This window comes from Rhizobium album (assembly GCF_003122325.1).
Lineage (GTDB): Bacteria > Pseudomonadota > Alphaproteobacteria > Rhizobiales > Rhizobiaceae > Metarhizobium > Metarhizobium album.
This window is the reverse complement of sequence record NZ_QFBC01000024.1, coordinates 13,062-24,743: the sequence shown is the minus strand read 5'-3', so window position 1 is coordinate 24,743 and position 11,682 is coordinate 13,062. Positions and strand designations below refer to the sequence as shown.

Here is an 11,682-nt window from a genome sequence, read left to right as displayed (position 1 = left end):
TCACATGTGGACCGGGCCGTCATGACCAAGCGGCTGACATTCTGTCGGTTGCCGCGGAAACGATCCTGGCGCACGCAAGCTGGAAGAAGGTCGGTTGGCGGCGTGGCACAAAGGGCCGCCTGACGGCACGCTTTGCAGCATTGCGCGTCCGGATCGCCGACGGCACGCCGCAACGCATTCTTGACAAGGGACAGCAACACATCCCGGGCGAGGAAGCCTGGTTGGTTAGTGAATGGCGATCAAACGACGAGCGCAAATACTACCTGTCCAACTTGCCGGCCGATGCGACATTGAAAGCGCTGGCGGTCGCCATCAAGGCGAGATGGGTTTGCGAGCAGGCGCACCAGCAGATGAAAGAGGAGCTTGGTCTCGACCACTTCGAAGGCCGATCATGGCAAGGACTGCACCGACACGCTCTGATGACGATGATCGCTTATGCCTTCCTCCAGCATCAGAGATTGCAGACTGCAGCGCGGGAAAAAAAGAAACGACGAATTCGTCGTGGACCACCTGAGCCGACATTACCAGCTGTGCGGCGAGCGGTCATCAACGCCCTTGCCATACCGACAGCACACATCCGATGTCCGCACTGCGAACCTCTCTTTAAAAGCGGAAATTCAATTCCGCCATAGTAGTGATAGTGCTATAGATCAGGAGCAAAGCTCCCAAGGGGCAAGGCGCTGCGCCGAACGCGGGCGGTTCAAGCTGCAGGACGACCACCGCGCTCACGGCGCCGAGGGGTAAAACCGATGCACAGGCGGCTCAGCATGTAGCGGACGAGCGAAGGCATTGGACGCACTCCGGGGTTCACAATGACGAACAAAACCGACCTTGCAATGTTCCGTCATCAGCCGCACACGCCGGCGTAGAAGGCTCGATGGCCGCCTGGAAAAATTCTACGCTTAGAGATGGACTTCGGACTGTTCGGATGTTTCATTCCCCTTCCCGGAGGTGAAGTATGGCGTATGAATGGGATGCGGGCCGTGCCCGGCGGATGCAGTTGATCAAGTTGGCATCGATGCTCGCGTTGACCGCATCGGCGATTAGCGCGCCGGTCGCGCTGCTGCTGACCACCTCGCCGTTCTAAGGCCCGAGCCGTCAGTTCTGAATGTTCGCGCTTTCGCCGGCAGTGATCGAGTAGGTGCCGCCGGAGGCCATGCGCGCTTCGTCGGAGGCGAGGAAGACCACCATGGGCGCGACGTCGTGTGGATCGATCATGGGTGTGCCCAGCGGCGACTTCTTCGCCAAGCCCTCCATGGTGGTATTTTCGTCCTTCGCTTCATCGCCGGTGGGTTTGCTGCCGGCAACCTCGATCGCCTGCGCATAACGATCCTCATGGCGGGTCAGCGCCGTGTCGATGAGGCCAGGAATGAGCGCGTTTACCGTGATGCCATATTCGCCGAGCTCCATGGCGGCCGACTTCATTAGCCCGATGATGCCCCACTTCGACGCCGAATAGGCTGCGCCGTTTTTGGTGCCGTGCTGGCCCTGCGTGGAGGACGTCACGATGATCGATCCGCCGCCGCCGCCCTTGCCATTGCCGGCGCGAAGGCGCGGATCGCATTGGCCGTGCCCGTCAGGTTGACGTCGATCTGGTCATGCCAGTCGGCATCCTCCATTTCGAGGATCGACTTGAACGCCTGGATGCCGGCATTGGCGAACAGAATGTCGACGCGGCCGAATTCTTGCTCAATGTCCGCGGCCGTATTCCGAAGCGCGGCAAGATCACGCTGGTCCAGCCGGTAGGCTATCCAGCGACGGCCAAGCGCCATAATCTCCCGGCCGGTCTGCTCAAGGTCGGCTTCGCTCGCGGGTTCATAGTCCAGCGTCGCGCTCACCGGCCCGGCAATGTCGATGCCGACGATATCCGCGCCGGCAGCGGCAAGAGCCGTGGCTGCGGCGCGGCCGATATCGCGCGCGGCGCCCGTGACCACAACCACCTTGCCTGACAAGTCGAATGGTCGCTTTCCGTCCGTCATCAGAATTCCTCTTCCTGTCGCCACGCAGCATCAATGCATTGAGGCGAAATCAGTTCAGCCACAATTCGAGAACTCCGGAGCGCGAGCCGGTTCGCCAACGGCTGAGCGCCATAACCTACGCGCAGCAAGCGCCTTCTGGCGCGCACGACACGGAGCGTCTCCACCACCGAGGCCGGCGAGCGGCTGCGGCAGGCGCTCGCCCCCCGCATGGCCGAGATCGAAGCCGACATCGCGTCCCTGACAGCCCTTCGCGACCACCCGTCGGGAACCGCGCGGATCACGGTTGCGGACCATGCGCTGGAAACCCTGATCTGGCCGAAGCTGCGACCGGTGCTGCTTGACTATCCGGATATCGGGGTCGAATTCAGCCGCGACAATGGGCTGCGCAACATCGCGCATGCGCGTGGATGGCCAGCTCGCGTCCAATTCGACCCTGCCGATGGTCGATGCCGCCATCGCCGGCTACGGCATCGCCTACATACTCGAGGATACCGTTGCCGGGCATGTCGCATCCGGCCGCTTGCAACGCGTCCTCGACGACTGGTCACCGGAATTCGCCGGCTATTACCTCTACTATCCGAGCCGGCGGCAGAATGCGCCTGCCTTCAAGGTTATCGTCGATGCACTGCGCCATCACGGGTGCGGCGAAGGGCGCGCCTGTCTGAAGTGAGGCATGACCCGAACGCTTTGCAAAGAGCGGGATTGGAACTGCTGTCCGATCCCCGAACCGAGGTTTCTGTGGCGTCCAGTTCTTTGTTCATCCTAGGGAGGAAATAGTGTCCTTCGCTGCGATACCCTCAAGAAGGGGGCTGTTGACACACATCAACAGTTCCTTGCTCGTTCCTATGTCTCGCGGCCGACCGCCAGCGGCGACCAACACCGCGTAGCATCAACTCGCGCCAATGCGATCCGCCAGCAAGACCGTGCCCCTCCGATCAACAAGCTTCCAGTTGTGTTTTCCCAGGCGCCTGCCCACCCTGATCGCAAATCATCTGTGCTAGCCGTTTCAGCCCTTCGCCGGCTGGTTCAGCGAAACCAGCGTCCTCGCCGCCGGCAAACCATCTTCAGCGTGGTGCAGGGCTATCAGCAGGGCCGTGCCCTCCTCCGCCAAGTCGGTCAGGAAGCTGCGCAGGACGGGGTGGAGCGCGCGGTCGAGCGCGGCGAAGGGCTCATCGAGCAGGAGGAGCGGCGGGCGGCGCAGCGCGGCGAGCGCGAGGTTGAGACGCTGCTTCTCGCCGCCGGACCAGGACGAGGCGGGCAGGTTCCATATCCGCGGCGGGAGCGCCAGCCGCTCGAAGACCGCCTCCGCAGCCACCGACGGGGCCACCTGACGGGCGAGGTCGAGGCCCGTCCGGCCGGGGATCGCCGGCAGGAACTGCGTGCAATAGCCGATGGCCGCGCGCCGCGCCGCGACGAGCTCCGGCACCGAGAGATTAAAAAGGTCGCGCCGCCAGCCGCCGATGTGCAGGACGGCCGCGCCGGCGCTCGCCCGGCGGGTGCCGTGGATCAGGTCGAGCAGGGTCGATTTTCCCGAGCCGGAGCCGCCGAGCACCAGCCCCGTCTCGCCCGCCGCCAGCATGAAGCTCACCGGGCCGACGGTGCGCGCGCCGTAGCGCTTCTCGATGCCTTCCGCATGCAGGATCGCCATCGCCGCCCTCAGATCATCGCCGCGACGAGATCGCGCGCCGCCGGATGGCGGGGATCGGCGATCAGCCGGTCGGGCGGGGCCTCCTCGACTACCCCGCCCGCCTCCAGCACGAGGACGCGGTGGGCGATCAGCCGGGCGATCCTGAGATCGTGCGTCACGAGCAGCATGGCGACGCCGGTGCAGCGCTGGAGGTCCGAAAGCAGCGTCAGCAGCCGCGCCTGGGCGGCGGTGTCGAGGCCGTTCGTCGGCTCGTCGAGGAAGAGGATTTCCGGGCCGTGCACCAGCGCGCGGGCGATCTGCAGGCGCTGCCGCATGCCGCCCGAGAAGACGCCAGGCCGGTCGCCGAGCCTCGCCGCGTCGAGATCGAGCGCCGCGAACCAGCGCCGCGCCGCCGCAAGCGCCCGGCCGAAATGGCGCTCGCCATTGTCGAACAGCGGCTGGGCGATGTTGGCGGCGGCGCTCGCGGCCATGTCGAGCGTGTCGCCGGCATCCTGCGCGACGAAGCCGAACCGGCGGCGGCGGAGCGACACGAGCACCTGCTCGGGCAACTCGTAGAGGGACACGCCGCCCGGCAGCAGCGCCCGGCCCTTCCCCGGGGGCAGCAGGCCGGCGGCGATGCGAAGCAGCGTTGACTTGCCGGCACCAGATTTTCCGACGAGACAGAGCACCTCGCCGGGATAGAGCGAAAGCGAGGCATCGTGCAGAGTGCGCGGGCCGTGCGAGACTCCGTCGAGCGTCAGGAGGGGCGGCGGCAGCTCAAGCATCGGCGCGCTCCGCGCAGCATTCCGTGTCGGAGCAGACCCATTCGCTCATTCCGTCGTCCCTGAGCAGGAGGTGGTCGAGATGGCTTTCGCCGCAGCCGCAGACGACGCAGCGCCGCCCGTCTTCCGGCAGGCCCGGATCGAAGGGCACGTCCTCGAAGGCGATGCTTTCCACGCGGGTATAGGGCGGCAGGGCATAGAGCCGCCGCTCGCGCGCTGCGCCAAAAATCTGGATGGCGGGGCAGTCGTTCAGCCGGACGTTGTCGCGCTTCGGCACCGGCGAGGGCGACATCAGGTAGCGGCCTTGCACCAGCACGGGATAGTCGTAGCCGGGCTGGACGGCGCCATGGCTTCCCGTCTTCTCCTCGAAGAGCCGGGTATAGACCCGGCCGTAATCGGCATGAGCATGCATGCGGGCGGCTTCCACGGCGCTGTCGACGAAGGCGCGCAGCGGGTCCGGCCGTGGCACCTGGTAGACGACGACCTGTCTCTCGACGAGTTCGGCCTCGGGCACGCGCTGGCGCACCTGCACTATCGTCGCCTCGCGGGTGCGCGTGGTGGTGCCGATGCCGGCGGTGCGGGTGAAAAAGGCGCGGATGTTGACGGCGTTCACCGTCTCGTCCGAGCCGTGGTCGGTGACCTTCAGGCGGTCGTCCGCGCCGAGCAGGCTCGCCGTCACCACCATGCCGCCGACGCCCCAGCCGTAGGCGATTGGCATTTCCGGCGCGATGAAGGGCACCTGGTATCCGGGCACGGCGAGCGCCTTGAGGATCGTGCGGCGCACCGCGCGCTTGCTGTCCTCGTCGAGGTAGGCGAAGGTCTCAGTCATCGGCGGCAAGCCTCCGGATCGTTTCGAGATCGGCCTGGAAATCGGAATAATGCGGCAGCTTGAGATGCGAGACGTAGCCGCCCGCCTCCACCCCGTCGGCATGCGCCAGCACCAGTTCCGAGTCGAGCCCGGATTTCAGCGCCTGGTCGACGGCAGCCATCGCCACGGCCTTGCGCTCGTTGCAACCGAAGGCGACGCCGAAGCCCGGCGACAGGTGCGATCGCGGCCCGTCGAGCACCGGGGCCACCATGCGGCAGGCCGTCAGCTCGATATCGCCGATGGAAACGGTGAGGCCGATATCCTCCAGCGCCACGGAGACCTCGACCTCGCCGGCGACGAGGTCCTCGACATAGGGATGCGCCGCGCCGGCGGTGCGCAGGCGCGTATAGGCAAGGCCCGTCAAAAAGCCTTCCTCGCCGCGCACCAGATGGCCGAGCGTCTCGGACGGCCCGTAGGGCGGGCGCAGCGGCACCCGCGTGATGTCGACGGGCTCGTCTTCCCCTTCCTCGCCTTTCGCGCGCGGGAAATCGGGGGGCATATCGTCGAGGCCGCTCGCCGCCTCGGGAAACGGCGCGGCCTTCCCCATCAGCGAGAAATCCAGCAGCCGGTGGGTATAGTCGCAGGTCGCGCCGAGAATCTGGCCGCCGGGCAGCTCCTTGGCAGTCGCGGAAATGTGGCGGTCGGGGCGGATGGCGGAAAGGTCCAGCGGCTCCGAATGGCCCATGCGCCGCAGCATCGCGCGGTGGGCGCGCAGAAGGAAGGTCGCCTCCGCCACGTCGCCCTGCGCCTGCTTCAGCGCCAGCGCCGCGAGGTCCCGGTCGTAGAGCGCGCCCTCGGTCATCACCCGGTCCACCGCGCCGCGCATCTGCTCGCGGATCTGTGCCACGGTGAGCTCCGGCACGGCGGGATCGCCGCGCCGGGCGCGGGCGAGCGCCTTGCGGCTCTCGGCGATGGCGGCCTCGCCCCCCTTAACGGGAACATACATCGGTCGTCTCCAGCTTTGTCTTGCGGGGAAGGCATGCGCAGAGCGGCCCCGCCGTCAGGATGAGATCGACGCCGCACGGATAGGCCGCGTTGTTGCGCGCCCATGCGGCGGGAAAGGCCTCCGGCAGGCCAAGGGGAGCGAAGACGCGGCCCTCAGGCCCGACGCCCGGCCCCGAGAGCGCGAAGGGCGCGCCGCCGGAAAGTGCCGCGACCTCCGCCACGACGGTCGCGGACAGATGCGGATCGGCCAGCGTTCCCATGGCGAAGCCGTCGAGGCAGCCGAGCGCCTCGACGCGACAGAGGGCGAAGGCGCAACAACCCTGATCCGTCAGCGGCCAGCGCGCGGCCGCCGCCCGGTCCCGGATCGCTTCGAAGCCGTCCTCGATCCAGAGCGGCGTACCGGCATCGGCGAGCGTTTCGAGGACAATGGCATGCGCCGGCCGCCCTTCGGCCAGCGTGACGATCCGGCCGGGATAGGCAAAGGCCTCCAGCAGGCGGCGGAAAGCCCGCTGGTCTTCGTGGATGCGCTCCCTGCCGCGCCGGTCGAGACCGATTCTCATGGCGTCCGCGCCGCGGTGAAGAAATGCGCCGCCGTCGCCTGTGCCGCGCCGGCCTTGCGCCGCCGCCGTTCGGTGATGGCCGCCGCGGCCGGCTCCAGCAATTCCGCCGCAAGGGTGGCATGGCGATGCGGGTCCTGCAGCAGCGCGTCGAGGACGGCGGCGAGCTCCGCCCGCTCGGCATCGCTGCCCAGCACCACCGCATAGCCGTGCCGGCCGTCGATCTCGACGACGCAGCGCGTCACCGTCGCCTCGCCGAGATGGAAGGGGGTGCCTGTCACCGGCGCGGTCGCCCGGAGCTGGATGCGACCCACCTCCGGGCCGACGAGCCGGCGCGCTTCGGGACGCCGGCCTTCGACGCTCGCGCGCAACAGATCGAGCGGCGCACGCGCGAGAACGCCCATCCAGTCGCGGCGGTCTTCGGCCTCAGGCACGGCTGACCTTGGCGTCATAGACCGTCTCGGGGGTGAGCGGCACGAGGCGGTCGCCCATTTCCCGCTTCAGCGCGGCGAGCTCGACCTCCTCCTCGGCGGTGCGGCCCTCCTTGCGGGCGAGCGCAATGAAGTCCGGGCGGACATGGCCGGGGCGGATCGTCACCTCCACCACCGTGCCGCGATAGGTGAAGCGGAAATAGTACTTTCCCTTCGGGCTCTCCTCGATGCCCTCGCCGCCCAATGCCCGGTCGACATGATAGCGGCCCTCGCTCAGCGCGCGGGTGACGAATTCGATGGCGTCGCGACCGCCGGGGCCGGGGAAGGCGGTATCGATGCGCACCTCGCGGCGCTCGATCGGCCGGCCCTCGTCGAGCAGCGGGAAGGCGCGCTGCATCACCTTCAGACCGTGCGCCACGCCGCCGGGAAAGCCGGTACCGTGGTATTTCAAAAGTTCCGCGAAGCTGACGGTGAAGGCTTCGCCGTTTTCGAGATAGGTGATCGTGTCCATGGGAAACTCCTGTCTTTCGGTCATGGGATCGCCGCCCCGAAGATCGGGGAGACGACGTCGGGCCGGCCGGGGCCAGCGGTGTGGCGGGCGAAGGGCACGCCGTAGAGACGGGCGAGCTCCGCGTCGGTCATCACCTCCGCGGCGCGGCCGTAGCGGACCTCGTCGCTCGCATGCATCATCAGCGCCCGGTCGGCGAGGAACAGGCCATGCTGCGGGTGATGGGTGGTGAAGACGATGGTGTGGCTGCGCGCCTCACGCAGGCGCATCAGCACGCCGAGCAGCAGGTCCTGGTTGGCGAGGTCCAGCGAGGCGGCCGGCTCGTCCAGCACCAGAACCTTCGCCTCGGTGGCGAGCGCGCGCGCCAGAAGCACGATCTGCCGCTCGCCGCCGGAGAGGCGGCCGAAGAGCCGCTCGGCGAAATGCTCAGCGCCGACGGTCGCCAGCGCCGCGAGTGCCGCCGCCTCGTCCGCCCGGCCCGGCAGGCCGAAGAGCCCGAGCCGCCCGGCGCGGCCCATCGTCACGATGTCGAGGCAGCGGTGCTCCTCGCCGCCGTTCTGCGATTGCGGCACGTAGCCGACCACGGGCGGCACGCTGCGCGCGCCCTCGGTCAGGGGCAGCGAGCCGAGCAGCGTGCGCAGCAGCGTCGTCTTGCCCCGGCCGTTGCGGCCGAGGATCGCCAGCACCTCGCCCTCGGGCAGGTCGAAGCCGACATGGCGGAAGATCCAGCGGTCGCCGCGTCTCAGGCCGGCGTTTTCGAGCGCGATCATCGCACCGGCCCTCCCCGCGTCCGGCGCGTGCAGAGCAGGTAGATGAAGACCGGCGCGCCGATGACGGCGGTCAGGATGCCGAGCGGCAGTTCCGCGCTGGTCACCGTGCGGGCGAGCGTGTCGACCGCCACCAGGAAGGCGGCCCCGAGCAGCGCCGCGGTGCCATGGAAGCGGCGGTGCCCCTCCCCCACCAGCAGGCGCGCGGCATGGGGAACGACGAGGCCGACCCAGCCGATGACGCCGGAGACCGCCACGCAGCCGCCGACGATGACCGAGATGACCGTGAAGACCAGCCAGCGCGAGACCTGCACGTTGACCCCGAAGGAGCGCGCCTCCTCCTCGCCCATCGACAGCACGGCGATGCGGAAGCGCAGGCGGTAAAGCACGGCGATAGCGAGGAGCACGATCGGCCCGTGCCGGGCGACCTTCTCCCAGCTCGAGGAGGAGAAGCTGCCCATCAGCCAGAAGACGATGGCCGGAAGCGAGGTCTCCGGATCGGCGACATACTGGGTGAGCGAGATCATCGCGGAAAAGAGCGCATCGATGACGATGCCGGCGAGCACGATGGTGAGGATCGTACGCCCCGCCACATGCGAGATCGCCGCCACCAGTACCAGCGCTGCCAGCGCCGAGGCGAAGGTGGCCGCAAAAAGCATCACGGCGCCGCCGCCGACCAGCAGGGTGAGCGCACCGCCGAGCGCGGCGCCCGAGGAGAGGCCGAGCACGCGCGGCGAGACGAGCGGATTGCGGAACAGCGCCTGCAGTGCCGCTCCGCAGAGCGCGAGCCCCGCCCCGACGATCGCCGCGAGCAGGATGCGCGGCAGGCGCACGTTGACGAGGATGCGCTCCTCCATCGTCTCCGGCGAGAGCGCGCCTGTCAGCCAGCGGCCGAGGATCTGCCACACGTCGGCGAGCGGGATATGGAACCGGCCGACGGTAGCAGAAGCGAAGGCCGCCGCCACGAGCAGGGCGAGAAGCGATAGCCAGTGGAAGGCGGCCGGGACGGGCGTCATTTGCGGGCGAACTGCCCGTAGCCGGCAGCGGCGGCGTTGAGGTCGAGCTTGAGCACGGCGTCGATCTCCTCCTTGCTCGGCGTGTAATTGTAGAGCCGCTCGAAGCCGCTCTTCACCTCGGCGCGCAGGTCGAAGTGGAAGAGGTCGGGATGGGCGAGGTTGGCGAGCCACATCCAGGTGAAGGGGCTCTCGTGGCTCGCGCTGTCCCAGACATAGCCGCCGTTCGGCGTCTTGTAGACGCGGCCGGCCTTCGCCGCCGCCGTCTGCGACAGCACCTCATCCTCCAGGATCGTCTCGCGGCCGGCATCGGCCTCGTGCGCCGTCAGCATGATCAGGTCCGGGTTCCAGGCGGCGATCTGCTCGGCGTTCACCTCGGCCTGGACGCCGAGCCCCGCGCCGACATTCTCACCGCCCACCAGTGTGATGAAGAAGTTCTGGTAGCTCTTCTCGCCGGTCGCCGTGAACTTGCCCTTGGAGGAGCGCAGGTGCAGGATCTTCGGCTTCACGGCCCCGGGATGGGCGGCGAGCGTCGCCTTGATCCCGTCGATCACCTCGTCGCGCCACTTGAACAGCGCCTCGGCCTTGTCCTGCTTGCCGAGGATGTGTGCGACGAGGCGGATGTTCTCGCGCGCCAGTTCCTCCGTGCCGCCGTTACCGCCGCCGACCATCAGCGCGACCGGAATGCCGGCATTGCGCAGCGGCGCGACCAGCTCGTCGCCGCGTCCGCCCCACTGGATGACGAGGTCCGGCTTCAGCGCGGCGATGGCCTCGACATTCGGCATCCAGCCGTTGCCGCCCTCCGCGACGATGCCGCTCTCGATCGACGCGGCGTCCGGGAACATCTTCTTCAGCAGGCCGCTCTCGAAGGCTTTCCGCGAGCCGGGATTCATCCCGACCAGGTGCTCGGAGGTGCCGTCGACGGCGATGACGGTCGCGGCGGCCGGCTGCGGCAGGGTGACGATGCGTTTCGCCGGCCCCGGCAGCGTCACCTCCGCGCCCGTCACGTCCTTGAAGGCGACGGGGTCGGCGAGCAGCGGCGGCGGGGCAAGCGCGAGCAGCAGAAGGGCGGCGGGCAGGCGGAATCTCGGGGCCATCGGCATCCTCATGAATTTATGAGTTTTAAATTCATGTTTTTAGTATAGAGGGGATGGGGTCGTATCAAGACGAACAAATCGGACAATGCGCGAAGAGATTTCGAACAGGCTGGCTTCCCTTTCCATCCGCGACCTGATGCTGGTGGCGGCCGTGGACCGTTGCGGCGGCTTTCGCCCGGCGGCCGAGGAGATGGGCATCAGCGTGTCTGGCCTCTCGCATCAGGTGCGCAAGGTGGAGGCCGTGCTTGGCGTCACCATCTTCGAGCGGGGCGCGCGCAATGTGATGCCGACCGAGGCCGGGCGAGAGATGCTGCGCCACGTCGCGGGCTTCCTGCGACACGCCGCCGACATGGGCCATGCGGCCGACCGGCGAGCAGGGCCCTTCGGCGGGCGGCTCAGGGTCGGCGTCATCTCGACGGTTGGGCCCTTCCTCATGCCGCATGTCGTCTCGCTGGCGCGGGATTGGCACCCGCGCCTCGAACTGGCGCTAATGGAAGGAAAACACGAGGGGTTGAGCCGGCGGCTCAGGGACGGCGAGATCGACCTGGTGATCACCGCCTGCCCCCATGCCGACGAGGCCTTCGACCGGGCGGAGCTCTTGAGCGAGCCTTTCTGCCTGCTCGCCCGCGCCGACAACCCGCTCGCCGCTGGCGGGCCGATCGAGCCAGAGCGGCTGGCGGGTCTCGACCTCCTGCCGCTGAGCGAGGACGATTTCCCGACCGAAACGGCGCCGCAGGGCGCGCATCGCGCCGGCATGCGGATCTTCCGCTCCCACGGGCTGAGCATCGAAACGCGCGTGCGCCTCGTCTCCACCCACGGCTATGCCTGCCTGGTGCCCGCCTTCACCTGCGGCGAGCTGACGGCCGGCGGCAAGCTGGCTCTGGTCGAGATCCTGAACCGACCAGTCGGCCGGCAAATCTTCGGGCTCTGGCGGCGAAGCTCGCCGTATGCGGCCGAACTCGGAAGGTTTGCCGCTGCGGTCTCCGTCTTCATGCGCGCCCCGTGACGTATTGCGCAAAGCTCTTGAACGGATCTGAACCTACGACCCGCGCTCAGCCTCGCATTTCGGCCCAATCGCTTTGAGAAAGCGGAGGCGTGTTTACACCCG

General features: G+C 68.0%; 14 protein-coding genes and 2 pseudogenes. 4 read left to right on the top strand and 12 right to left on the bottom strand.

The annotated features are described in order from the left end of the window. Positions 1–32: 32 nt before the first annotated feature. A pseudogene (locus DEM27_RS30545) lies at positions 33–632 on the top strand (transposase); the annotation flags it as partial. A 326-nt stretch (positions 633–958) separates the two neighbouring features. After that, a complete protein-coding gene (locus DEM27_RS35045) occupies positions 959–1,087 on the top strand; it encodes a hypothetical protein (RefSeq protein ID WP_280954545.1) in 129 nt (42 codons plus the stop codon). An 11-nt stretch (positions 1,088–1,098) separates the two neighbouring features. Here the strand turns inward: DEM27_RS35045 and DEM27_RS35040 are convergent, their stop codons facing one another. Together DEM27_RS35040 and DEM27_RS35035 are read right to left on the bottom strand one after the other, a co-directional pair. After that, positions 1,099–1,506 (bottom strand): SDR family NAD(P)-dependent oxidoreductase, encoded by a 408-nt coding sequence (locus DEM27_RS35040; protein WP_205908990.1) that lies wholly within the window; start codon positions 1,504–1,506, stop codon positions 1,099–1,101. Beyond that, positions 1,503–1,979, bottom strand: coding sequence for an SDR family NAD(P)-dependent oxidoreductase (locus DEM27_RS35035; protein ID WP_205908989.1), 477 nt, complete (start codon positions 1,977–1,979; stop codon positions 1,503–1,505). The genes DEM27_RS35040 and DEM27_RS35035 overlap by 4 nt, the downstream gene beginning before the upstream one ends. A 129-nt stretch (positions 1,980–2,108) precedes the next feature. Between DEM27_RS35035 and DEM27_RS30535 the strand changes: the two are divergent. Continuing rightward, a pseudogene (locus DEM27_RS30535) lies at positions 2,109–2,649 on the top strand (LysR substrate-binding domain-containing protein); the annotation flags it as partial. A 336-nt stretch (positions 2,650–2,985) separates the two neighbouring features. On the opposite strand, the gene DEM27_RS30530 reads toward DEM27_RS30535, so the two are convergent. From DEM27_RS30530 to DEM27_RS30485, 10 genes are read right to left on the bottom strand one after another with little or no spacing between them, the layout of a single operon-like run. Then, on the bottom strand, positions 2,986–3,627 hold the full coding sequence (locus DEM27_RS30530; RefSeq protein ID WP_109462022.1) for an ATP-binding cassette domain-containing protein: 642 nt from the start codon (positions 3,625–3,627) through the stop codon (positions 2,986–2,988). A gap of 8 nt (positions 3,628–3,635) precedes the next feature. Next, positions 3,636–4,391, bottom strand: coding sequence for an ATP-binding cassette domain-containing protein (locus DEM27_RS30525; RefSeq protein ID WP_109462021.1), 756 nt, complete (start codon positions 4,389–4,391; stop codon positions 3,636–3,638). Continuing rightward, the gene (locus DEM27_RS30520; RefSeq protein ID WP_109462020.1) at positions 4,384–5,217 is read right to left on the bottom strand and encodes an alpha-D-ribose 1-methylphosphonate 5-phosphate C-P-lyase PhnJ; all 834 of its coding nucleotides are present in this window, start codon (positions 5,215–5,217) and stop codon (positions 4,384–4,386) included. The genes DEM27_RS30525 and DEM27_RS30520 overlap by 8 nt, the downstream gene beginning before the upstream one ends. After that, complete coding sequence (locus DEM27_RS30515; RefSeq protein ID WP_109462019.1) at positions 5,210–6,202, bottom strand: carbon-phosphorus lyase complex subunit PhnI; 993 nt, start codon at positions 6,200–6,202, stop codon at positions 5,210–5,212. The genes DEM27_RS30520 and DEM27_RS30515 overlap by 8 nt, the downstream gene beginning before the upstream one ends. Beyond that, entirely contained in the window at positions 6,186–6,761 is a 576-nt protein-coding gene (gene phnH / locus DEM27_RS30510) for a phosphonate C-P lyase system protein PhnH (protein ID WP_109462018.1), read from the bottom strand. The genes DEM27_RS30515 and phnH overlap by 17 nt, the downstream gene beginning before the upstream one ends. Further along, positions 6,758–7,192 (bottom strand): phosphonate C-P lyase system protein PhnG, encoded by a 435-nt coding sequence (gene phnG, locus DEM27_RS30505; protein WP_165823696.1) that lies wholly within the window; start codon positions 7,190–7,192, stop codon positions 6,758–6,760. The genes phnH and phnG overlap by 4 nt, the downstream gene beginning before the upstream one ends. Next, a complete protein-coding gene (locus tag DEM27_RS30500; RefSeq protein ID WP_245446232.1) occupies positions 7,185–7,724 on the bottom strand; it encodes a hypothetical protein in 540 nt (179 codons plus the stop codon). The genes phnG and DEM27_RS30500 overlap by 8 nt, the downstream gene beginning before the upstream one ends. Continuing rightward, positions 7,721–8,467 carry an ABC transporter ATP-binding protein gene (locus DEM27_RS30495; protein ID WP_109462016.1) on the bottom strand — a complete coding sequence of 249 codons (747 nt, stop codon included), beginning with the start codon at positions 8,465–8,467 and terminating at the stop codon, positions 7,721–7,723. The genes DEM27_RS30500 and DEM27_RS30495 overlap by 4 nt, the downstream gene beginning before the upstream one ends. Continuing rightward, positions 8,464–9,480, bottom strand: a complete 1,017-nt coding sequence (locus DEM27_RS30490) for a FecCD family ABC transporter permease (protein WP_109462015.1) — start codon at positions 9,478–9,480, stop codon at positions 8,464–8,466. Before DEM27_RS30490 ends, DEM27_RS30495 begins: the two co-directional genes overlap by 4 nt. Further along, positions 9,477–10,574 (bottom strand): ABC transporter substrate-binding protein, encoded by a 1,098-nt coding sequence (locus tag DEM27_RS30485; protein ID WP_109462014.1) that lies wholly within the window; start codon positions 10,572–10,574, stop codon positions 9,477–9,479. Before DEM27_RS30485 ends, DEM27_RS30490 begins: the two co-directional genes overlap by 4 nt. 85 nt (positions 10,575–10,659) lie before the next feature. Between DEM27_RS30485 and DEM27_RS30480 the strand changes: the two genes are divergently transcribed. Further along, entirely contained in the window at positions 10,660–11,580 is a 921-nt protein-coding gene (locus DEM27_RS30480) for a LysR family transcriptional regulator (RefSeq protein WP_109462013.1), read from the top strand. The last annotated feature ends 102 nt before the right edge of the window (positions 11,581–11,682 follow it).

What these genes read in the sequence shown, in the direction of transcription:
- DEM27_RS35045 (WP_280954545.1), top strand. Translation starts at nt 959, where the DNA reads ATGGCGTATGAATGGGATGCGGGCCGTGCCCGGCGGATGCAGTTGATC.
- DEM27_RS35035 (WP_205908989.1), bottom strand. Translation starts at nt 1,979, where the DNA reads ATGACGGACGGAAAGCGACCATTCGACTTGTCAGGCAAGGTGGTTGTG.
- DEM27_RS30530 (WP_109462022.1), bottom strand. Translation starts at nt 3,627, where the DNA reads ATGGCGATCCTGCATGCGGAAGGCATCGAGAAGCGCTACGGCGCGCGC.
- DEM27_RS30525 (WP_109462021.1), bottom strand. Translation starts at nt 4,391, where the DNA reads ATGCTTGAGCTGCCGCCGCCCCTCCTGACGCTCGACGGAGTCTCGCAC.
- DEM27_RS30520 (WP_109462020.1), bottom strand. Translation starts at nt 5,217, where the DNA reads ATGACTGAGACCTTCGCCTACCTCGACGAGGACAGCAAGCGCGCGGTG.
- DEM27_RS30515 (WP_109462019.1), bottom strand. Translation starts at nt 6,202, where the DNA reads ATGTATGTTCCCGTTAAGGGGGGCGAGGCCGCCATCGCCGAGAGCCGC.
- phnH (WP_109462018.1), bottom strand. Translation starts at nt 6,761, where the DNA reads ATGAGAATCGGTCTCGACCGGCGCGGCAGGGAGCGCATCCACGAAGAC.
- DEM27_RS30500 (WP_245446232.1), bottom strand. Translation starts at nt 7,724, where the DNA reads ATGACCGAAAGACAGGAGTTTCCCATGGACACGATCACCTATCTCGAA.
- DEM27_RS30495 (WP_109462016.1), bottom strand. Translation starts at nt 8,467, where the DNA reads ATGATCGCGCTCGAAAACGCCGGCCTGAGACGCGGCGACCGCTGGATC.
- DEM27_RS30490 (WP_109462015.1), bottom strand. Translation starts at nt 9,480, where the DNA reads ATGACGCCCGTCCCGGCCGCCTTCCACTGGCTATCGCTTCTCGCCCTG.
- DEM27_RS30485 (WP_109462014.1), bottom strand. Translation starts at nt 10,574, where the DNA reads ATGGCCCCGAGATTCCGCCTGCCCGCCGCCCTTCTGCTGCTCGCGCTT.
- DEM27_RS30480 (WP_109462013.1), top strand. Translation starts at nt 10,660, where the DNA reads ATGCGCGAAGAGATTTCGAACAGGCTGGCTTCCCTTTCCATCCGCGAC.